Here is an 18,578-nt window from a genome sequence, read left to right as displayed (position 1 = left end):
CGGACAGTGCGCGCCAAGGACCCGAACGGGCCTACTCGACCCCGATGAGCAGCGGCGCGCTCTGCTGACCGCCCGCGAAGACCATCGTGTCGACCTCCGGTCGCTGTCGCCTGGCGTGCGCCACCAGGCGGTCGGCCAGCCCGGCCGGAGCGCCCTCGCCGACCACCAGGGTGACCAGTTCACCGCCGGCCGCCAGCATCCGGGAGAGCACCTCGGCGCCGGTCTCGGCGATCCCCCTGCCGATCACCGCCACATCACCGTCGATCAGGCCGAGCACGTCGCCGGCCTGGCAGACCCCGGCCATGGTCCAGGACTCGCCCTCGGCGACGGCCAGTTCGGCGTAGCGGGTGGCACCGGCCGCGGACGTCATGGCGACCACGTCCTCGTCGAAGCGGTGGGTCACCTCGTGCACCGCCAGCGCGGCCAGCCCCTGCACCGGGGAGCGGGTGGGCAGCACGGCGATCCGCACCCCCTCCTCGCGCAGCTGGTCGGCGGCGGCCCCCGCACCGGCCCGCAGCTCGGGGTCGTTGAGCAGCACGATCACCTCGTGCGCGCCGCACCGGCGGACCGCCTCGGCCAGCTCGGCGCTGGACGGCGGCGCGTCCGGGTCGGCGGCCAGCACGGCCGCGCCGGCCGTGCGGCACAGTTCGGCAAGGCCCGCTCCGGTGACCACGCTGAGCACCGCGCGCCCGCTCGGCGCGCTGCCGGCCCCCGGGTGGGCCGCGGGCAGGGCACGGTCCCCGGCCCTGGCGGCGGCCTCGGCGAAGTGGGTGATCCGGATCCGGTGCGGGCGGCCGGCCGCCAGCGCGGCCTCCACCGCCGCGCCCGCGTCGTCCACGTGGACATGGACGTTCCAGAGCCCGTCGCCGCCGCCGACCACCAGCGAGTCGCCGAGCGCGCCGAGCCTGGCGCGCAGCGCGGGCAGCGCCTCGTCGGGGGCGTCCAGCAGGTAGATCACCTCGAAGGCGGGGTGGCCGGGGAGCCGCTCGGGCTCGTTCGCGCAGCCACCCTCCCCCCGGGAAGCGGATGCGGCCGGCAGGTCCTCGCCGAGCGCCACCGGGCCCATCGGCGCCTGGCCGGCCACCGCGTCGGCCAGCGCGCCGAGCACGGCCACCAGCCCGCGCCCGCCGGCGTCCACCACGCCCGCCTGGGCGAGCACCGGGAGCTGCGCGGGGGTGCGCAGCAGGGCGGCGCGGGCGGCCCGGTGGGCGGTGGCGGCCACCTCGGCCAGCTGGTCCGCCGAGCTCCCCGGCCCGTCCGACGCCGACCCGTCCAGCGCCGCCGCGGCCTCGGCGGCGCTCCTGGCCACCGTCAGCAAGGTGCCCTCCACCGGTTCGGCCACCGCCTGGTAGGCCGCCTCGGTGCCCCGGGCCAGCGCCCGGCGCAGCGCCGGCGCGGTGCCGCCGTGCTCAGCCAGGATCTCGGCCATGCCGCGCAGCAGCTGGGCCAGGATCACCCCGGAGTTGCCCCGGGCGCCGAGCAGCGCGCCCTTCGCCATCGCCTTGACGGCGCTCTCCAGTGCGGGATCACCGCCGTGGTCGAAGCACTGCTCCACGGCCGCGGTGGCGGCCTCCACCGTGAGGTAGAGGTTGGTCCCGGTGTCCCCGTCCGGCACCGGGTAGACGTTGAGCGCATCGATCTCCTCGCGGGCCTGGCCGAGGGCCGACAGCGCGAGGCGGCACCAGGTGCGGACGGCGGGGGCGTCGAGCGTCTCCAGCACCGGGTCTCCTCCAGGTGAACGCGACGGCAACGGGACGTTGCTGCGGATGGGGCCTCTGGCAGGTTATCGGGGCATCCGTCACCCGGTCCGCCCAGCGATCAAGGAGCGGCGCGACGGAGCGATCAAGCGATCGGACATGGTAGTTTCTTGGAGCGGGAGCACTCGATGTATGCTGCTCCGGTTGCCTGGAACAACCCGGGCTCCCCCTTGAACCGATCCGAACCACGTGAGTGGCCAGGGTGGATCAGCCGGGGTTTTCGAACGTAACTGATCTGAAGTCTTGGAGTGACTCCTGTGGCTGCCAACTGCGACGTCTGCGGCAAGGGGCCGGGCTTCGGCAACAACATCTCCCACTCGCACCGCCGTACCCGCCGTCGTTGGAACCCCAACATTCAGACGGTGCGCGCTGTGATCGGGCGTACGCCGAAGCGGCTCAACGTGTGCACCTCGTGCATCAAGGCCGGTAAGGTCTCGCGCTGACGCGCAGACCGGTGCGACCGGTCCTCCGGTAAGCCGATCCGTCCTCGGATGGATCGGCTTCCTGCTTTTCCGAGCACTTGTTTCCTGTTGCGGGGCCCGGCCATCGGCCGGGCCCCGCGGCGCATTCTCAGCCGCGCAGCCGCCAGCCGTGGTCGACCGGCCCGATGCCCGCACCCAGCGGGAAGCCGGCCCGGATCGCCCCGGTGACGTACTCCTTGGCCGCGCCGACCGCCGCCGGCAGCTCCCGGCCCTTGGCCAGCTCCGCGGCGATCGCGCTGGCCAGCGTGCAGCCGGTGCCGTGGGTGTGCCGGTTGTCGTAGCGCGGTGCGCGGAACCAGTACTCCTCACCGTCCTGTCCGGCCAGCAGGTCCGCGGCCTCGCCGGCCAGGTGCCCGCCCTTGACCAGCACCCAGCGCGGGCCGAACGCCAGCAGCGCGTCGGCGGCCGGGCGCATCTCGCCCTGCTCCAGCACGGTGATCCCGGTGAGCTGCGCCACTTCGTGCAGGTTCGGGGTGGCCAGCGTGGCCAGTGGCAGCAGCCGCTCGCGCAGCGTGGCGACCGCCTCGGCCGCGAGCAGCGCGTCGCCGTGCTTGGAGACCCCGACCGGGTCCACCACGATCGGCGCGTCGAGGCCGGCGAGCAGTTCGGCGACGGTCTCCACCAGCTCGATCGAGGCCAGCATGCCGGTCTTCACGGCCTGCACCCCGATGTCGTCCACCACACTGCGGAACTGCGCCCGGACCGCCTCGGCGGGCAGCTCCCAGTAACCCTGGACGCCGAGCGAGTTCTGCGCGGTGACGGCGGTGATCACACTCATCCCGTGCGTGCCGAGGGCCAGCATGGTCTTCAGGTCGGCCTGGATACCGGCGCCGCCGCCGGAGTCGGAACCGGCGATGGTCAGGACGCGCGGCGGGGCTGCAACGGAGGGTTCAACGGACATGGGCCCCAACCTACCCGGCGGCCCGCGCGGCACCGCCGCCGGTCAGAGCACCGACCCGGTCAGAGCACCGCTTCCGACTCCACCCAGCGGTCCTGCGGAACGGTCTTCAGCCGGGTGACCGCCTCGGCCACCGGGACCAGCCGGATCTCGGTGCCGCGCAGCGCGGTGAAGTGCCCGAAGGCGCCCTGGTGGACGGCCTCCACCGCGTGCCAGCCGAACCGGGTGGCGAGCACCCGGTCCCGGGCGGTGGGGGTGCCGCCGCGCTGGGTGTGGCCGAGGATCACCGGGCGGGCCTCCTTGCCGAGCAGGTCCTCCAGCTCGTGGGCCAGCCGGGTGCCGATCCCGCCGAAGGTGCGGTGGCCGAACTGGTCGACCCCGCCGTGGTCGAAGCGCAGCGTGCCGGGCATCGGCTCGGCGCCCTCGGCCACCGCGATGATGGCGAACTTCTTGCCGCGCGAGAAGCGCTCCTCGATCATCCGGGCCACCGCCTCGATGTCGAAGGGCTTCTCCGGGATCAGGATGCCGTGCGCGCCGCCGGCCATGCCCGCGGTGAGCGTGATCCAGCCGGTGTGACGACCCATCAACTCCACGACCAGGACCCGCTGGTGGGATTCGGCGGTGGTCTTCAGCCGGTCGATCGCCTCGGTGGCCACGTGCACGGCGGTGTCGAAGCCGAAGGTGACGTCGGTGGCTTCGATGTCGTTGTCGATCGTCTTGGGCACCCCGACCACCGGCAGTCCGGCGTCGCTGAACATCTTGGCGGCGGTCAGCGTGCCCTCGCCGCCGATCGCGATCAGCGCGTCGATGCCGAGGTTGGCGGCGAGCTCCGGGGCGTTGCGCACCGCCCACTCGATCCGCTCCCGGCGCACCCGGGCCGAGCCGAGGACGGTGCCGCCGAGGGTGAGCAGGCCGGTCACGTCGTCATGGCCGACCACTCGGGCCCGGCCCTCGATCAGGCCGAGGAAGCCGTCCTCGATGCCGACGATCTCGTCACCGTGCACGTCCAGACCCCGGTGCACCACCGAGCGGATCACCGCGTTGAGCCCGGGGCAGTCGCCGCCACTGGTCAGGACACCGATACGCATGCGGGCAGCCTACGTGGTGGCCGTCGCCCCTCCCGGTGTCCAACACTCACTCGTTCGGCTGCCTCATTCGGCGGCGAAGTGGTCCCAGCCGGCCGTCCGGTCCCAGGGCGCGCCGTCCACGGTGACCCGGCCGGTGCGCCCGGGCTTGGCCGCTCCGACGACCTCGCCTACCACCCGCCAGCGGGCCGGCAGTTGGACGCCGGACGGGAAGGTCGCCGCGATCGCGTGGTCCTCGCCGCCGGAGAGCACCCAGACCAGCGGGTCCACCCCGACCGCCTGCCCGATGTCGGCCATCTGCGCCGGGACGTCGAAGTCGGCCGCGTGCAGGTCGATGTCCATCGCGCTGGCGGCGGCGACATGGCCGAGGTCGGCGACCAGCCCGTCGCTCACGTCGATCATCGCGGTGGCGCCCAGCTCGGCCGCCGCCGGGCCCGCGTGGTACGGCGGTTCGGGCCGCCGGTGCGCCTCGACGAAGGCGCGCGGCGAGCGGAAGCCGCGGGAGAGCACGGTCAGCCCCGCCGCCGACCAGCCCAGCCAGCCGGTCACCGCGACCACGTCGCCCGGCTGCGCGCCGGAGCGCTTCACCGGCTCGCGGCCCTGCAGGTCGCCGAGCGCGGTGATGGCCAGCGTGATGGTCTCGCCGCGCACCACGTCACCGCCGACCACCCCCGCCCCGGCCACCTGGCACTCGTCGCGCAGACCGTCCATCAGCTCGGTCGCCCAGGTGGTCGGCAGGTCGGCGGGCACCACCAGGCCGAGCAGTATCGCGGTGGGCACCGCGCCCATCGCGGCGATGTCGGCGAGGTTCTGCGCGGCGGACTTGCGGCCCACGTCGTAGGCGGTGGACCAGTCACGGCGGAAGTGCCGGCCCTCGATCAGCACGTCGGTGGTGGCCACCACCCGCTGGTCCGGGGCCCGGACCACGGCCGCGTCGTCACCCGGGCCGAGTTCCACCGCCGGGGTGAGCGGCAGCCGGGCGGTGAGCTCCCTGATGAGTCCGAACTCGCCGAGCTCGCCCACGGTCCCCTGCATGTGCCGTCCTCTCCGCGTCAGCTCCCGGGCACGCGGTGCGCGCCCCGCGCGAAGCGTAACGCCCACCGGCCCGCGCGAGGTCTCCCCTCCCGGGCCCGGTGCGCGGTAGCGTGGTGATCCACCAGTCGTTGCCGCGTGCCCGCCCCCACCAGATTCCGCGCGGGCCGCGTTCCTTGTCCCCGCTCCGCCACCCCGAGCCGCCGGGAGGTCCTCCGTGGTACAGGCATACATCCTGATCCAGACCGAAGTGGGCAAGGCCACTGCCGTGGCCGAGGCCATCAGCAAGATCGAGGGGGTCCTCCAGGCCGAGGACGTCACCGGTCCCTACGACGTGATCGTGCGGGCCGAGGCCGGCACGGTCGATGACCTGGGACGGCTGGTAGTGGCACAGATCCAGCAGGTCGAGGGCATCACCCGGACACTGACCTGTCCGGTGGTCCATCTGTAGCGACACACCGCCGCCCGCAACACCGCGGCGCCGCCCCCGGTCCTCGGGGGCGGCGCCGCGGCGTGTCGGACGGCAGGTCAGCGCAGCCCGGTGGAGCGGCGCAGGGCGGCCTGCAGCAGCCGGTCGATCAGCTCCGCGTAGGGCACGCCGGTGGCCTCCCACATCTTCGGGTAGGCCGAGATCGGGGTGAAGCCGGGCAGCGTGTTGATCTCGTTGACCACCCAGCGGCCGTCGGTGAGCAGGAAGAAGTCCACCCGGGCCAGGCCCTCGCAGGCGAGCGCCTCGAAGGCCTCGACCGCGTGCCGGCGGATCGCGGCGGTCTCCTGCTCGGTCAGCCGGGCCGGGATCTGCACCTCGGAGGAGTCGATGTACTTGGCCTCGAAGTCGTAGAACTCGTAGCCCTCGCCGACCAGCACCTCGGCCGGCACGCTCGCCCGCGGGCCGTCCTCGAACTCCAGCACCGCGCACTCGAGCTCGCGGCCCTCCAGCATCGCCTCGACGATCACCTTCGGGTCGTGCCGGCGGGCCTCCTCGATCGCCGCGTCGAGCTCGGTCGCGTCCTTGACCTTGGTGATCCCGATGCTGGAGCCGGCCCGGCAGGGCTTGACGAAGACCGGCAGGCCCAGCTGCCCGACCCGCTCCCGGGCGGCGGCGCGCCCGGTCTCGCTCTCCCAGTCGCGCGGCCGGATCACGGTGTACGGGCCGACGCCGAGCCCGAAGGACTCCAGCACCCGCTTGGTGTACTCCTTGTCCATGCCGACCGAGCTGGCCAGCACGCCGGAGCCGACGTAGGGCACCCCGGAGAGCTCCAACAGGCCCTGCAGCGTGCCGTCCTCGCCCCAGGGGCCGTGCAGCAGCGGCAGCACCACGTCGACCTCGCCGAGCAGCTTGGGCGTGGCGCCGGGCTCGCTCCAGACCACCTCGCGGCTGACCGGGCTGGCCGGCAGCGTCAGCTGGCCCTCGGTGGACTCGGCGATCTGGTCGACGTCGGGCATCCGCCCGTCGCTGATCGCCATCCGGGCGGGCTCGTCGGCGACCAGCGCCCAACGGCCCTGCTGGGTGATGCCGATCGGCAGCACCTCGTACTTGGTCCGGTCGATGGACCGCAGCACGCTGGCGGCGGTGACCACCGAGACGCCGTGCTCGGAGGAGCGACCGCCGAAGACGATCGCGACTCGCGGCTTCGCCGCCTGGTTCGGGGAGGTCGATTCGATGCTCATATCGAAAGTGAGACTACCGTGCGGACGTTTCAGTTCCCGGTCAGCGCCGCTCCGCCCGTCCTGCGCCCGGTCAGCGCTCCCGCTTCGCCGAGCGGCCCATCAGGTCCTTCAGTACCTCCTGGGTGGGCCGCCCGTTGTGCACCACGTCGACCACCGCCGCGACGATCGGCATGTCGACGCCGTTGCGCCGGGCCAGGTCCAGCACCGACTCGCAGGACTTGACGCCCTCGGCGGTCTGCTTGGTGGCCGCGATCACCTGCTCCAGGGTCATGCCCTTGCCCAGGTTGAAGCCGAAGGTGTGGTTGCGGGAGAGCGGCGAGGAGCAGGTGGCCACCAGGTCGCCCATCCCCGCCAGGCCCGCGAAGGTGTGCGGATCGGCGCCCAGCCGCTCGCCGAGCCGGGTGATCTCGGCCAGCCCTCGGGTCATCAGGGTGGCCTTGGTGTTGTCGCCCAGGCCCATCCCGTCGGCCATCCCGACCGCCAGGCCGATCACGTTCTTCACCGCGCCGCCCAGCTCGCAGCCGATCACGTCGGTGTTGGTGTACGGGCGGAAGTACGGTGTGTGGCAAGCCTGCTGGAAGCGCCGGGCGACCTCCTCGTCCGCGCAGGCGACCACGCTGGCGGCCGGCTGCCGCTTGGCGATCTCGGGAGCCAGGTTGGGTCCGCTGACCACCGCGACCCGCTCCGGACCGACCCCGGCCACCTCGCGGATCACCTCGGTCATCCGCTTGGTGGTGCCGAGCTCGATGCCCTTCATCAGGCTCACCAGCACGGTCTGCGGGCCGATCAGCGGCTTCCAGGCCGCCAGGTTCTCGCGCAGCGTCTGGGAGGGCACGGCGAGCACCGCGAAGTCGGCGCCGGCCAGCGCGGCGGCCGGGTCGGTGGTGGGGACCACGGCGTCCGGCAGCACCAGGCCCGGCAGGTACTCGGGGTTGGTGCGGGTGGCCGCGATGCTGTCGACCAGTTCCTTGCGACGGCCCCAGAGCGCGACCTCGCAGCCGGCGTCGGCCAGGATCATCGCGAACGGGGTGCCCCAGGAGCCGGTCCCGAAAACGGCGCAGCGGGTCATCGGTCGCTCTCCTCGTCACGCTCGGCGGCCTCGACGGCCGCTTCCTCGTTCGCCGCGCCCCGCTCGGCGTTCTTCTTCCGGGCGGCCTGGCGCAGGTCGAAGCGCTCGGCGGGCGGCTGCTCACCGCGGATCTCCGCCAGCACGGCGGTGATCGCGTCCATGATCTCCCCGGTCGCCTCGCGCAGCACCTGGCTGGTCAACTCCTTGCCCTGGAAGCGGCTCAGGTCCACCGGCGGTCCGGCCGCGACCACCACCTTCTTCCGTGGGAAGAGGCTGACCTTGGCCGGGCGCCCGCCCAGCCCCTTGCCGTACGGCGGGACGATCTCGTGCGCGCCCCAGTGCGCCACCGGGATCACCGGCGCGCCGGTCATCAGCGCCACCCGGGCGGCACCGCTCTTGCCGGTCATCGGCCACAGCTGCGGGTCCCGGGTGATGGTGCCCTCCGGATAGAACTGCACCACCTGGCCGTTGTCGATCGCCGAGATCGCGGCCCGGAAGGCCTGCGCGGCGTCGGTGGAGTCGCGGTAGACCGGGATCTGACCGGTCTTGCGCAGCATGAACCCGATGAACGGCACCTTGAAGAGGGAGGACTTGCCCAGTATCCGCGGCGGACGGCCGCTGTTGTACTGGAAGTGGGCGTAGACCACCGGGTCGATCACCGAGTTGTGGTTCACCACCGTCAGGAAGCCGCCCTCCTCGGGGAAGTTCTCCCAGCCGCGCCACTCGGGCTTCACCAGTGCGGTCGTCACCGGCTTCACCAGGACCGCGGCGAAGCGGTACCAGATTCCGTAGTCGGCGTTGCCGAAACTGGCGTACGAGCGGCGGGCCACCCCAGGTCCTCCATCGTGTCGCGCGGCACCTGGGGTGCCGCGACAGAAATCCATCGCATGATCGCATCCGGGCGTCCCCGAACTGACGGGTCCGGGAAACCCTGGTCATCCTCGCCGGGTCGAACGGCCATGTCGAGCAGGGCCGGGTGCGGGTCCGCGCCGAGTGACCAATCGCACGCCGGCGCCGGGGGGCGCTCTGGCGGAGCCTGACGGACCGACGCGAGAATGTCACGGATGACCCAGCACACCGTACGCCCCCTTGCCCCCCTCGCGCGGGGCCGGTCGGCCGCCTGGAGCCTGGTGCTGCCGGTGAAGCCGCTGGCCCGCGCCAAGAGTCGGCTCGGCCCGTACGCCGGAGCGCGCCGGCCCGAGCTGGCGCTCGCCTTCGCACTGGACACCGTGGCCGCCGCGTTGAGCTGCCCGGCGGTGGCCCAGGTCCTGGTGGTCACCCGGGACCCGGTGGCCGGGGCCCGACTGGCCGCGCTCGGCGCCCTGCTGGTCACCGACGAACCGATCCGGGAGGCTGCCGACGGGCTCAACCCCGCGCTGGCGCACGGCGCTGCGCACGCGCGGCGGCTGCGCCCCGGCGCGCCCCTGGCCGCGCTCTCGGCCGACCTGCCGGCGCTGCGCCCGGCCGAACTCGCCGAGGTGCTGGCCGCGGTGCCGGACGCGGCGCGCGCCTTCCTGGCGGACGCCCCCGGGATCGGCACCACGCTGCTGGCCTGCGCCGCCGGGCAACCGCTGCGCCCGGCCTTCGGCGGCGCCTCCCGGCAACGGCACGCGGCCTGTGGCGCGCTCGAACTCGCGCTGCCGCACGTGCCCTCGGTGCGCCGGGACGTGGACACCGCCGCCGACCTCGCCGAGGCGCTGGCGCTCGGGGTCGGCCCGCACACCCGGGCGGTGGCGGCGGCGCTGGTCTGAGACCGACCGCTGTCCGGCCGGTCCGGGCCGCCCGCTCTATGCTGCTGGCATGCAGGCCACCGCGTTCACCTTCGATCCCGACACCCGGGCCGGCTCCGTGCTGCTCGACGACGGCACCCCGCTGCCCTTCGACGCGGCGGCGTTCGACGCCGGCGGGCTGCTCCTGCTGCGTCCGGGGCAGCGGGTGCGGATCCGCACCGAGGGCAGCGGCGAGCAGCGCCGAGTGGTCTTCGTGACGCTGCAGACCTTCCCCGATCCAGGGAACTGACCGATCGTCAACCGCACACAGCACAGCCGCGGCGGCCCGCCCTCATGACTGAGGGCGGGCCGCCGCGGCTGTGCTCGGTCCTGACGGACCATCAGAATGCCCAGGGCCTGGACCTGATGAGGTCCGGGCCGCCGTGCCGCGACTACTTCGCGGCGGTCTTGCGGGCCGTGGTCTTGCGGGTGGCGGTCTTCTTCGCCGGAGCGGTCTTCTTGGCCGCGGCCGCCTTGGTGGCGGTGGTCGCCTTCTTGGCAGCGGTGGTGGTCTTCTTCGCCGCGGTCGTCTTGGCGGTGCTGGTCGCCTTCTTGGCAGCCGTGGTGGTCTTCTTCGCCGCAGCGGCCTTGGTGGCGGTGGTCGCCTTCTTGGCAGCGGTGGTGGTCTTCTTCGCCGCGGTCTTCCTGGTGGCGGGAGCGGCCTCGGCGGCGGCAGCGGCCCGCTTGGTGGCGGCGCGCTTCACGGCGGCGGTGGTGCCGCTCTTGCCCGGGGTCAGCGAACCCTTGGGGGCCTTCTTGACCGAGGGGCCGTCCTTCGGCAGCTTCTTGCTGCCGCTGACCAGGTCCTTGAAGCCCTGACCGGGACGGAAGCGGGGCACCGAGGTCTTCTTGACCTTGACCCGCTCACCGGTCTGCGGGTTACGGGCGAAGCGCGCGGAGCGCTCCACCTTCTCGAAGGTGCCGAAACCGGTGACCGAAACCCGGTCACCGGCCACAACGGCACGCACCATGGTGTCGAGCACTGCGTCGACGGCCTCTGCGGCAGCCTTGCGACCACCCAGCTGCTCGGCCACCGCTTCGACAAGCTGAGCCTTGTTCACGTCTTCCCCTTCAGAAACGGGCGCCGGATGATTCCATCCGTTCAATTCGCACGTTAGGCATGTATTTGCGGACTTTCAATTACCAAACGCGCGAATCACCCTAGTGTCGCAATGGATTTGCGCGTCTGCGACCTCAGCCGACGGGCGGACGCCCCTCGTCGAGGTCCTGCACAAAGCGAGCCAACCGCCGTGCCGCCGCCGGGAGATCGCGCTTGGCGGTCTCGGTGACGATCAACAGTTGCCGGGTGAGAGCGGTCTTTGCTTCCGGGGACACGTGGAGCGCGTGGACGCGCGCGTGAGCCTGCTTCAACCGCTCTGCCACAAGCGCGTAGAGCGCCGCGACTTCCGGGTCGTCCGGTACCTCAGTGACTGAGGTCTCGACGTCCGGCCGATCGTCAATTCGACTCTCGGCTTCCCGGGCCACGAACTCCGACGACGCGGGATCGCCGCCCGCGTACGGAGGTTCATGGTGCCGGTGCATGCCTTGATTGTGCCATCCGTTCGGAGTTGCGACGCGTCGCCCCCGTCTTCCGGCAAATCCGGGGGCGGTATCTTGTCCGGTCTCACGCACTGTCAGGACGGAACTCCCCCCCGCGACGGGGCAGCGACGAACGATGGCCCGCCCCCCGGGAAGGGGGCGGGCCATCGGTTGCGCGAGGGTAATGCAGGCGCTCAGGAGACCGGCTGGGTGCGCGGTTTGAAGGCCGGCCGGTCCGCCTCGAAGGCGTCGATGTCATCAGCGTTCCGCAGCGTGATGCTGATGTCGTCCAGGCCGTTGAGCAGTCGCCAACGGGCGTTCTCGTCCAGCTCGAAGGAGGCCGTCACGCCCTCGGCGCGCACCTCGCGGTCCTGGAGGTCGACGGTGATCTCGGCGTTCGGATCGGCCTCGGTCAACGCCCAGAGCCGCTCCACCGTCTCCTGCGGCAGAACCACCGTGAGCAGCCCGTTCTTCAACGAGTTGCCACGGAAGATATCGGCGAACCGGGAGGAGATCACGGTCTGGAAGCCGTAGTTCTGCAAGGCCCAGACCGCGTGCTCGCGCGACGATCCGGTGCCGAACTCAGGACCGGCCACCAGGACCGTGGCCCCCTGCCGCTCGGGCTGGTTGAGGATGAACGACTCGTCCTTGCGCCAGGCCTCGAAGAGTCCGTCCTCGAAACCCGAGCGGGTGACCTTCTTGAGCCAATGGGCGGGGATGATCTGGTCGGTGTCGACGTTGCTGCGGCGCAGCGGCACGGCGCGACCGGTGTGGGTGGTGAAACTCTCCATCGCGCTCAGACCTCCAGGGCGACGGTGCCGGCGGCACGGTTGACGGTCAGGTCGGCGGGTGCGGCCAGGTGGCCCAGCACCGCGGTCGCGGCGGCGACCTGGGGTGACACCAGGTGGGTGCGGCCGCCCTTGCCCTGGCGGCCCTCGAAGTTGCGGTTCGAGGTCGAGGCGCAGCGCTCGCCCGGGGCCAGCTGGTCGGGGTTCATGCCCAGGCACATCGAGCAGCCCGCGTGGCGCCATTCCGCGCCGGCGGCGGTGAAGACCTTGTCCAGGCCTTCCTCGACGGCCTGCAGCGCCACCCGGACCGAGCCGGGGACCACCAGCATCCGTACGCCCTCGGCCACCTGGCGGCCCTCCACGACGGCGGCGGCGGCCCGCAGGTCCTCGATCCGGCCGTTGGTGCAGGAGCCGACGAAGACCGCGTCGACCCGCACCTCGCGCAGCGGGGTGCCGGCCGTCAGGCCCATGTAGGTCAGCGCGTTCTCGGCGGCCGTGCGCTCCTGCGGGTCGGCGAACGAGGCCGGGTCCGGCACCGAGGCGCCCAGCGGCGCGCCCTGGCCCGGGTTGGTGCCCCAGGTGACGAACGGGGTCAGCTCGCTCGCGTCGATGAGGACCTCGGCGTCGAAGACCGCGTCCTCGTCGGTGGCCAGGGTCCGCCAGTACGCCACGGCGGCGTCCCAGTCCTCGCCCTGCGGGGCGTGCGGGCGGCCCTCGAGGTAGTCGAAGGTGGTGTCGTCCGGGGCGATCATGCCGGCCCGGGCGCCGGCCTCGATGGACATGTTGCAGACGGTCATCCGGGCTTCCATGGACAGCGCGCGGATCGCCGGGCCGCGGTACTCCAGGACGTAGCCCTGGCCGCCGCCGGTACCGATCTTGGTGATGATCGCCAGGATCAGGTCCTTGGCGGTGACGCCCTCGGGCAGCTCGCCCTCGACGGTGATCGCCATGGTCCGGAACGGCGCCAGCGGCAGCGTCTGGGTGGCCAGCACGTGCTCGACCTGGCTGGTGCCGATGCCGAACGCCAGCGCGCCGAAGGCGCCGTGGGTGGAGGTGTGGGAGTCGCCGCAGACCACGGTCATGCCCGGCTGGGTCAGTCCCAGCTGGGGGCCCACCACGTGGACGACGCCCTGCTCGACATCGCCCAGCGAGTGGATCCGGACCCCGAACTCGGCCGCGTTGCGGCGCAGCGTCTCCAACTGCACCTTGGAGACCGGGTCGGCGATGGGCTTGTCGATGTCCAGCGTCGGGGTGTTGTGGTCCTCGGTGGCGATCGTCAGATCGGTGCGGCGGACCGGACGCCCGGCCAACCGCAGGCCGTCGAAGGCCTGCGGGCTGGTCACCTCGTGCAGCAGGTGAAGGTCGATGTAGAGCAGGTCGGGCTCGCCCTCCGCGCGCCGCACCACGTGGTCGTTCCAGACCTTCTCCGCCAGTGTCCGTCCCATCGCGTTCCCTCCAGCCGGCCGCACTGCCGGCCTGATCGTGTCGTGGGGTGCCCGTTCCCGGGGCGTCTTCCCGGGCCGCTCCACCCAGGGTGGCGCTTTTCCCGGGAGATTGAACTTGCGTCTCGCCCACTGAGACTGCAGTATCGGCGTATGGACAACACTAGCGGCGTCGGCGTTCTCGACAAGGCCGCTCTGGTGCTCAGCGCACTGGAGTCGGGCCCCGCCACGTTGGCGGGGCTGGTCGCCGCCACCGGCTTGGCGCGGCCCACCGCCCACCGACTCGCCGTCGCACTCGAACACCACCGCCTGGTCACCAGGGACATGCAGGGCCGGTTCATCCTCGGCCCCCGACTCGCCGAACTCTCCGCCGCGGCGGGCGAGGACCGGCTGCTGGCCACCGCCGGCCCGGTGCTGACCCACCTGCGCGACGTCACCGGTGAGAGCGCGCAGCTCTACCGCCGGCAGGGCGAGATGCGGATCTGCGTGGCCGCCGCCGAGCGGCTCTCCGGCCTGCGGGACACCGTCCCGGTCGGCAGCACCCTGCCGATGAAGGCCGGCTCCGCCGCCCAGGTGCTGCTCGCCTGGGAGGAGCCCGAGCGGCTGCACCGCGGCCTGCAGGGCGCCCGCTTCACCGCCACCGCGCTCAGCGGCGTGCGGCGGCGCGGCTGGGCCCAGTCGATCGGCGAGCGGGAGCCGGGCGTCGCCTCGGTCTCCGCGCCGGTCCGCGGGCCCTCCAACCGCGTGGTGGCCGCCGTCTCGGTCTCCGGGCCGATCGAGCGGCTCACCCGCCACCCGGGCCGGCTGCACGCCCAAGCCATCATCGAGGCCGCCAACCGGCTCACCGACGCCCTGCGCCGGGGCTGACTCCGCTCTTCCGCGCGCCGAAACCACAGGGCCGCGCACCGGGATTCCGGTGCGCGGCCCTTTCATCGCGCTCCCGCACTGCCCGGCGCGCCGGTACCGACCGAACGGGAAAAGCAAAAAGCCCCCGGATCACCGGGGGCCCGCCTGTTATTCACAACTGCCACTGGCTGGGGTACCAGGACTCGAACCTAGACTAAATGAACCAGAATCACTCGTGCTGCCAATTACACCATACCCCAACAGCAATCAAGCCGATGGCTACTGGGCCACCGGCCGAACTGCTTGGTACCCCCGACCGGATTCGAACCGGCGCTACTGCCGTGAGAGGGCAGCGTGCTAGGCCGCTACACAACGGGGGCAAACTGGCGATCCAGCTTCGCCGCCTCCGGGGAGTTGAGCATCCGGATGGTGACTGATGAAGGATCTGGTACCCCCGACCGGATTCGAACCGGCGCTACTGCCGTGAGAGGGCAGCGTGCTAGGCCGCTACACAACGGGGGCTCCTGCTATGCGATTGTGCTCTGCATTGCGTACCCCCGACCGGATTCGAACCGGCGCTACTGCCGTGAGAGGGCAGCGTGCTAGGCCGCTACACAACGGGGGCTTGCGGTACTGCTGTTGTACTGCGCTGGGGTACCAGGACTCGAACCTAGACTAAATGAACCAGAATCACTCGTGCTGCCAATTACACCATACCCCATCAGAACGCAACCCCTGGACGGGGTCTTGCTCGATGATCGCGCCGTGATCCGTTGGGTGGTTCTCGGTGAGGCTTCTGGTCCCTCGCCGTTGCCCTCCCGGGCGGCGCAGAAAGAACATTACCCGACGCGTGGCCCCGCTCCAAAATCGATATCCGCAGGCCGGGAGTCGGGCCTGGTCACAGCGGCTCGCCGTGACCAGGCCCGACGCGCCCTCAGGCGCCGGGCAGCGCGTCCAGCGCGGCCGCGAGGCGGCGCAGCGTCTCGGGACGGCCGAGCAGTTCCATCGACTCGAAGAGCGGCGGCGAGATCCGGCGGCCGGTGACGGCCACCCGCAGCGGCGTGAAGGCGAACTTGGGCTTGATGCCCAGGCCCTCCACCAGCGCCTCGCGCAGCGCGGCCTGGATCGGCTCGGGGGCGAACTCCCCGAGCTCCTCGAGGGCCTTGATGCTGGCCTCCAGCACCGGGCGGGCGTCGGCGGTCAGCACCTTGGCCGCGTCGGCCGCGTCGACCGTGAAGGCGTCCGGGGCGACGAAGAGGAAGCCGAGCATGTCGACCACCTCGGAGAGCACGACCATCCGCTCCTGGGTCAGCGGCGCGGCCTCGGCGAGCAGCTCCAGCTGGGCCGCGGTCGGCTCGGCCGGCAGCAGACCGGCGCGCTGGAGGTAGGGCACCAGGCGGCCGGCGAAGTCCTCCGGCGCCAGCAGGCGCAGGTGGTCGGCGTTGATCGACTCGCACTTCTTCAGGTCGAAGCGGGCCGGGTTGGCGTTCACCTTGGCGATGTCGAAGGCCTCGACCATCTCCGCCATGGAGAACCGGTCCCGGTCCTCGGCCAGCGACCAGCCCAGCAGGGCCAGGTAGTTGAGCAGCCCCTCGGGCAGGAAGCCGCGCTCCCGGTAGAGGTTGAGGCTGGCCTGCGGGTCGCGCTTGGAGAGCTTCTTGTTGCCCTCGCCCATCACGTACGGCAGGTGGCCGAACTTCGGGGTGCCGCCGCTGCCGACGCCGATCTCCGCCAGCGCGGCGTAGAGCGCGATCTGACGGGGCGTCGAGGAGAGCAGGTCCTCACCGCGCAGCACGTGGGTGATGCCCATCAGGGCGTCGTCCACCGGGTTGACCAGGGTGTAGAGCGGGGCGCCGTTGGCCCGGACGATGCCGTAGTCCGGCACGTCCTTGGGTTCGAAGCTGAGCGTGCCGCGCACCAGGTCCTCGAAGACGATGGTGTGGTCGGGCATCCGGAAGCGCAGGATCGGCTGCCGGCCCTCGGCGCGGAAGATCGCCTTCTGCTCGTCGGTCAGCGTGCGGCACAGGCCGTCGTAGCCGGAGGGCAGACCGGCGGCGCGGGCCGCCTCGCGGCGGGCGTCCAGCTCCTCGGTGCTGCAGAAGCACTCGTAGGCGTGCCCGGCCTCGTGCAGCCGACGGGCCACGTCGGCGTAGATGTCCATCCGCTGGGACTGCCGGTACGGCTCGTGCGGGCCGCCGACCTCGGGGCCCTCGTCCCAGTCGAAGCCGAGCCAGCGCATGGCGTCCAGCAGCTGGTTGTAGGAGTCCTCGGAGTCCCGGGCCGCGTCGGTGTCCTCGATCCGGAACACCAGGGTGCCGCCGTGGTGGCGGGCGAACGCCCAGTTGAACAGGGCGGTGCGGACCAGGCCCACGTGCGGGTTGCCGGTCGGGGAGGGACAGAAGCGAACCCGGACTGTCGGGTCAGTGTTAGCCACGCTTGATCACCTTGTTGGTGAGAGTGCCGATGCCTTCGATGGAGACGGCGACCTCGTCGCCGACGTTCAGGGGTCCGACACCCGCCGGGGTGCCGGTGAGGATGACGTCGCCCGGAAGCAGCGTCATGGCCTCGGAGATGTGCGCGATCAGCTCGGCCACGCCGCGGATCTGCTGCGAGGTCCGCCCGGCCTGGCGCAGCTCGCCGTTGACCGTGCAGGTGATCGCCAGGTCCGCCGGGTCCAACTCGGTCTCGATCCACGGCCCGAGCGGGCAGGAGGTGTCGAAGCCCTTGGCCCGGGCCCACTGGCCCTCGCGCTGCTGGACGTCGCGCGCGGTCACGTCGTTGGCGCAGGTGTAGCCGAAGACCACCTCGGGCACCCGGTCGACCGGGACCTCGCGGCACATCCGGCCGATCACCACGGCCAGTTCCGCCTCGTGCTGCACGTCGGTGGAGAACGGCGGGTAGGCGATCGACTCGGTGGGGCCGATCACCGCGGTGGACGGCTTGAAGAAGGTCAGCGGGACCTCGGGCACCTGGTGGCCCAGTTCGGCCGCGTGCGCCGCGTAGTTGCGGCCGACCGCGACGATCTTGCTGGGCAGCATCGGGGTGAGCAGCCGGACCTGGTCGATCCGGTAGCTCTCACCGGTCAGCTGCGGGGCACCGAACGGGTGCCCGGCCATGGCGTGCACCACCAGCGACTCCGGCTGGGCGGTGTCGCCCTCGACCACACCGAAGGAGACGCCGCCGGCGGCCGCTCCCCCTTCTCGGACAGAGAACCTGGCAATTCGCACGGCTGGGCAACCTCTCGGGCGCGGTGTCGATTCCGGTCCAGGCTATCGCCCGCGCTACCACCGAGGGCGCCGCCACCAGCGGTGACGGCGCCCTCGGAGCGGGTGCGCGGGCCGGCCGGGCCGGCCGGCGGGGATCAACCCTGCTGCTGCTCGGGCACCTTCATCAGCACGGTGCGGCGCGGGTTGGCCGTGCTCTGCGGCAGCTGGGTCCCGTACTCGATCGGCTCGAGCGAGGCGCGGGCACCGGGCAGCTGGCTGAAGTCCTCCAGCGAAGCCAGGGTGGTCCGGCGCGGGTTCGCCGTCGAACGGGCGACGAGCGTCGACTTGGTGGCCGACTTGGCCGGGCTCTGGGACATCGCTTCTGCACCTTCTATTCAGGGAGGGCTGGTGGTGGGACTCGCTGGGCCAGCGTAGGGACCTCATTCCACAGACGCCGTGACCAAAGCTACACATTGGCCTGTGAGTTTGCTCACAATTTTCCGGCGAACGCTCTCAAATTGGATATTTCACCCAGGAAGTAAATTCCGACAAAGGAGAACTAAACGGCATACAGGACAGGTCATCGAACGGCCCGACCCGGGCGACCGGCCGCCAGGTGTCCGAAAAAGGCCGTATTAACAGCGTCCGTCACACCCACGGTGAGTCCGCGCGCGCACTCGGTAGCCCCATGGCGGCCACCACCCCGCCCCTTGTTGGAGTTCCCGCGCTGTGCTGGAATGCCACGAACCGCCGGAGGTGAACCTCCTTGGCACTGCGAGCGCCGCGAAGCGCGATCCATCGACCGCCCCTCGGGCCCGGCGCAGTGCACAGGAGCTACCCACGGCGGCCCGCGTGCATTCCCGGATCAGCCGGGTCTGCCGAAAATCGAAACTCGACACCGCCCCAGCCCGCGGCAACGCGGCGGGGCGCCCGGTCCAGAGGTTGCGACGCCAGTGCAGGGACGTTTCAAAAGGGGTAGCGGCGCCGCGGCAGG

General features: G+C 71.9%; 19 protein-coding genes and 5 tRNA genes. 5 read left to right on the top strand and 19 right to left on the bottom strand.

Annotated elements, in window-relative coordinates:
* Nucleotides 1-31: 31 nt before the first annotated feature.
* Nucleotides 32-1,720: a DAK2 domain-containing protein gene (locus OG403_RS24575; RefSeq protein WP_329567890.1), complete on the bottom strand. Its 1,689-nt coding sequence runs from the start codon at nt 1,718-1,720 to the stop codon at nt 32-34.
* Between the two features lie 294 nt (nt 1,721-2,014).
* Here OG403_RS24575 and rpmB point away from each other — a divergent pair, with 294 nt between their 5' ends.
* Entirely contained in the window at nt 2,015-2,200 is a 186-nt protein-coding gene (rpmB, locus tag OG403_RS24570; RefSeq protein WP_035846000.1) for a 50S ribosomal protein L28, read from the top strand.
* Between the two features lie 127 nt (nt 2,201-2,327).
* Here rpmB and thiD read toward each other — a convergent pair whose 3' ends face one another.
* The 3 genes from thiD to OG403_RS24555 form a co-directional block, all read right to left on the bottom strand.
* Nucleotides 2,328-3,140, bottom strand: a complete 813-nt coding sequence (gene thiD, locus OG403_RS24565) for a bifunctional hydroxymethylpyrimidine kinase/phosphomethylpyrimidine kinase (RefSeq protein WP_329567887.1) — start codon at nt 3,138-3,140, stop codon at nt 2,328-2,330.
* A 59-nt stretch (nt 3,141-3,199) separates the two neighbouring features.
* Nucleotides 3,200-4,225 carry a 6-phosphofructokinase gene (locus OG403_RS24560; RefSeq protein WP_329567885.1) on the bottom strand — a complete coding sequence of 342 codons (1,026 nt, stop codon included), beginning with the start codon at nt 4,223-4,225 and terminating at the stop codon, nt 3,200-3,202.
* Between the two features lie 63 nt (nt 4,226-4,288).
* Nucleotides 4,289-5,257: a thiamine-phosphate kinase gene (locus tag OG403_RS24555; RefSeq protein ID WP_329567883.1), complete on the bottom strand. Its 969-nt coding sequence runs from the start codon at nt 5,255-5,257 to the stop codon at nt 4,289-4,291.
* A 214-nt stretch (nt 5,258-5,471) separates the two neighbouring features.
* On the opposite strand from OG403_RS24555, the gene OG403_RS24550 reads away from it, so the two are divergent.
* Complete coding sequence (locus tag OG403_RS24550) at nt 5,472-5,705, top strand: Lrp/AsnC family transcriptional regulator (protein WP_329567881.1); 234 nt, start codon at nt 5,472-5,474, stop codon at nt 5,703-5,705.
* A 77-nt stretch (nt 5,706-5,782) separates the two neighbouring features.
* Here the strand turns inward: OG403_RS24550 and OG403_RS24545 are convergent, their stop codons facing one another.
* The 3 genes from OG403_RS24545 to OG403_RS24535 form a co-directional block, all read right to left on the bottom strand.
* Nucleotides 5,783-6,925: a D-alanine--D-alanine ligase family protein gene (locus OG403_RS24545; protein WP_329567879.1), complete on the bottom strand. Its 1,143-nt coding sequence runs from the start codon at nt 6,923-6,925 to the stop codon at nt 5,783-5,785.
* 70 nt (nt 6,926-6,995) lie between these two features.
* Nucleotides 6,996-7,994, bottom strand: a complete 999-nt coding sequence (locus OG403_RS24540; RefSeq protein WP_329567877.1) for an NAD(P)H-dependent glycerol-3-phosphate dehydrogenase — start codon at nt 7,992-7,994, stop codon at nt 6,996-6,998.
* A complete protein-coding gene (locus tag OG403_RS24535; protein WP_329567875.1) occupies nt 7,991-8,824 on the bottom strand; it encodes a lysophospholipid acyltransferase family protein in 834 nt (277 codons plus the stop codon). The genes OG403_RS24540 and OG403_RS24535 overlap by 4 nt, the downstream gene beginning before the upstream one ends.
* A gap of 234 nt (nt 8,825-9,058) precedes the next feature.
* On the opposite strand from OG403_RS24535, the gene cofC reads away from it, so the two are divergent.
* Nucleotides 9,059-9,745, top strand: a complete 687-nt coding sequence (cofC, locus tag OG403_RS24530) for a 2-phospho-L-lactate guanylyltransferase (RefSeq protein WP_329567873.1) — start codon at nt 9,059-9,061, stop codon at nt 9,743-9,745.
* 49 nt (nt 9,746-9,794) lie between these two features.
* A complete protein-coding gene (locus OG403_RS24525; RefSeq protein ID WP_280694159.1) occupies nt 9,795-10,013 on the top strand; it encodes a hypothetical protein in 219 nt (72 codons plus the stop codon).
* 142 nt (nt 10,014-10,155) lie between these two features.
* Here the strand turns inward: OG403_RS24525 and OG403_RS24520 are convergent, their stop codons facing one another.
* From OG403_RS24520 to leuC, 4 genes are all read right to left on the bottom strand, one after another.
* Nucleotides 10,156-10,824, bottom strand: coding sequence for an HU family DNA-binding protein (locus OG403_RS24520; RefSeq protein WP_329567868.1), 669 nt, complete (start codon nt 10,822-10,824; stop codon nt 10,156-10,158).
* 133 nt (nt 10,825-10,957) lie between these two features.
* The gene (locus OG403_RS36750) at nt 10,958-11,305 is read right to left on the bottom strand and encodes a hypothetical protein (RefSeq protein WP_442910971.1); all 348 of its coding nucleotides are present in this window, start codon (nt 11,303-11,305) and stop codon (nt 10,958-10,960) included.
* A gap of 191 nt (nt 11,306-11,496) precedes the next feature.
* Nucleotides 11,497-12,093 (bottom strand): 3-isopropylmalate dehydratase small subunit, encoded by a 597-nt coding sequence (gene leuD / locus OG403_RS24510; protein WP_329567866.1) that lies wholly within the window; start codon nt 12,091-12,093, stop codon nt 11,497-11,499.
* Nucleotides 12,094-12,098: 5 nt separating this feature from the next.
* Complete coding sequence (leuC, locus tag OG403_RS24505) at nt 12,099-13,535, bottom strand: 3-isopropylmalate dehydratase large subunit (RefSeq protein WP_329567864.1); 1,437 nt, start codon at nt 13,533-13,535, stop codon at nt 12,099-12,101.
* A gap of 150 nt (nt 13,536-13,685) precedes the next feature.
* On the opposite strand from leuC, the gene OG403_RS24500 reads away from it, so the two are divergent.
* A complete protein-coding gene (locus OG403_RS24500; protein WP_035845980.1) occupies nt 13,686-14,399 on the top strand; it encodes an IclR family transcriptional regulator in 714 nt (237 codons plus the stop codon).
* Nucleotides 14,400-14,563: 164 nt separating this feature from the next.
* Here OG403_RS24500 and OG403_RS24495 read toward each other — a convergent pair.
* The 8 genes from OG403_RS24495 to OG403_RS24460 all read right to left on the bottom strand — a co-directional run bounded on the left by OG403_RS24495 (nt 14,564) and on the right by OG403_RS24460 (nt 17,961).
* A tRNA-Gln gene (locus OG403_RS24495) sits at nt 14,564-14,638 on the bottom strand.
* Nucleotides 14,639-14,682: 44 nt separating this feature from the next.
* Nucleotides 14,683-14,758, bottom strand: a tRNA-Glu gene (locus tag OG403_RS24490).
* Nucleotides 14,759-14,824: 66 nt separating this feature from the next.
* Nucleotides 14,825-14,900: transfer RNA gene (locus OG403_RS24485), tRNA-Glu, on the bottom strand.
* A gap of 30 nt (nt 14,901-14,930) precedes the next feature.
* Nucleotides 14,931-15,003 (bottom strand) — tRNA-Glu (locus tag OG403_RS24480).
* A gap of 24 nt (nt 15,004-15,027) precedes the next feature.
* A tRNA-Gln gene (locus OG403_RS24475) sits at nt 15,028-15,099 on the bottom strand.
* Between the two features lie 213 nt (nt 15,100-15,312).
* Nucleotides 15,313-16,812 carry a glutamate--tRNA ligase gene (gltX, locus tag OG403_RS24470; protein WP_329567861.1) on the bottom strand — a complete coding sequence of 500 codons (1,500 nt, stop codon included), beginning with the start codon at nt 16,810-16,812 and terminating at the stop codon, nt 15,313-15,315.
* Complete coding sequence (locus OG403_RS24465) at nt 16,805-17,605, bottom strand: fumarylacetoacetate hydrolase family protein (protein ID WP_329567859.1); 801 nt, start codon at nt 17,603-17,605, stop codon at nt 16,805-16,807. Before OG403_RS24465 ends, gltX begins: the two co-directional genes overlap by 8 nt.
* 134 nt (nt 17,606-17,739) lie before the next feature.
* Nucleotides 17,740-17,961, bottom strand: a complete 222-nt coding sequence (locus OG403_RS24460; protein ID WP_329567857.1) for a hypothetical protein — start codon at nt 17,959-17,961, stop codon at nt 17,740-17,742.
* Nucleotides 17,962-18,578: the final 617 nt, after the last annotated feature.

The sequence above is a fragment of the Kitasatospora sp. NBC_01266 genome (genome assembly GCF_036242395.1).
Classification (GTDB): Bacteria; Actinomycetota; Actinomycetes; order Streptomycetales; family Streptomycetaceae; genus Kitasatospora.
Note: the sequence above shows the minus strand (reverse complement) of the source record. Positions and strands in the feature narration are given on the sequence as shown.

Bases quoted from the DNA above. Each gene is read 5' to 3' on its own strand.
- thiD (WP_329567887.1), bottom strand. From the start codon at position 3,140: ATGTCCGTTGAACCCTCCGTTGCAGCCCCGCCGCGCGTCCTGACCATC.
- OG403_RS24560 (WP_329567885.1), bottom strand. From the start codon at position 4,225: ATGCGTATCGGTGTCCTGACCAGTGGCGGCGACTGCCCCGGGCTCAAC.
- OG403_RS24555 (WP_329567883.1), bottom strand. From the start codon at position 5,257: ATGCAGGGGACCGTGGGCGAGCTCGGCGAGTTCGGACTCATCAGGGAG.
- OG403_RS24545 (WP_329567879.1), bottom strand. From the start codon at position 6,925: ATGAGCATCGAATCGACCTCCCCGAACCAGGCGGCGAAGCCGCGAGTC.
- OG403_RS24540 (WP_329567877.1), bottom strand. From the start codon at position 7,994: ATGACCCGCTGCGCCGTTTTCGGGACCGGCTCCTGGGGCACCCCGTTC.
- cofC (WP_329567873.1), top strand. From the start codon at position 9,059: ATGACCCAGCACACCGTACGCCCCCTTGCCCCCCTCGCGCGGGGCCGG.
- OG403_RS24525 (WP_280694159.1), top strand. From the start codon at position 9,795: ATGCAGGCCACCGCGTTCACCTTCGATCCCGACACCCGGGCCGGCTCC.
- OG403_RS36750 (WP_442910971.1), bottom strand. From the start codon at position 11,305: ATGCACCGGCACCATGAACCTCCGTACGCGGGCGGCGATCCCGCGTCG.
- leuD (WP_329567866.1), bottom strand. From the start codon at position 12,093: ATGGAGAGTTTCACCACCCACACCGGTCGCGCCGTGCCGCTGCGCCGC.
- leuC (WP_329567864.1), bottom strand. From the start codon at position 13,535: ATGGGACGGACACTGGCGGAGAAGGTCTGGAACGACCACGTGGTGCGG.
- OG403_RS24500 (WP_035845980.1), top strand. From the start codon at position 13,686: ATGGACAACACTAGCGGCGTCGGCGTTCTCGACAAGGCCGCTCTGGTG.
- OG403_RS24460 (WP_329567857.1), bottom strand. From the start codon at position 17,961: ATGTCCCAGAGCCCGGCCAAGTCGGCCACCAAGTCGACGCTCGTCGCC.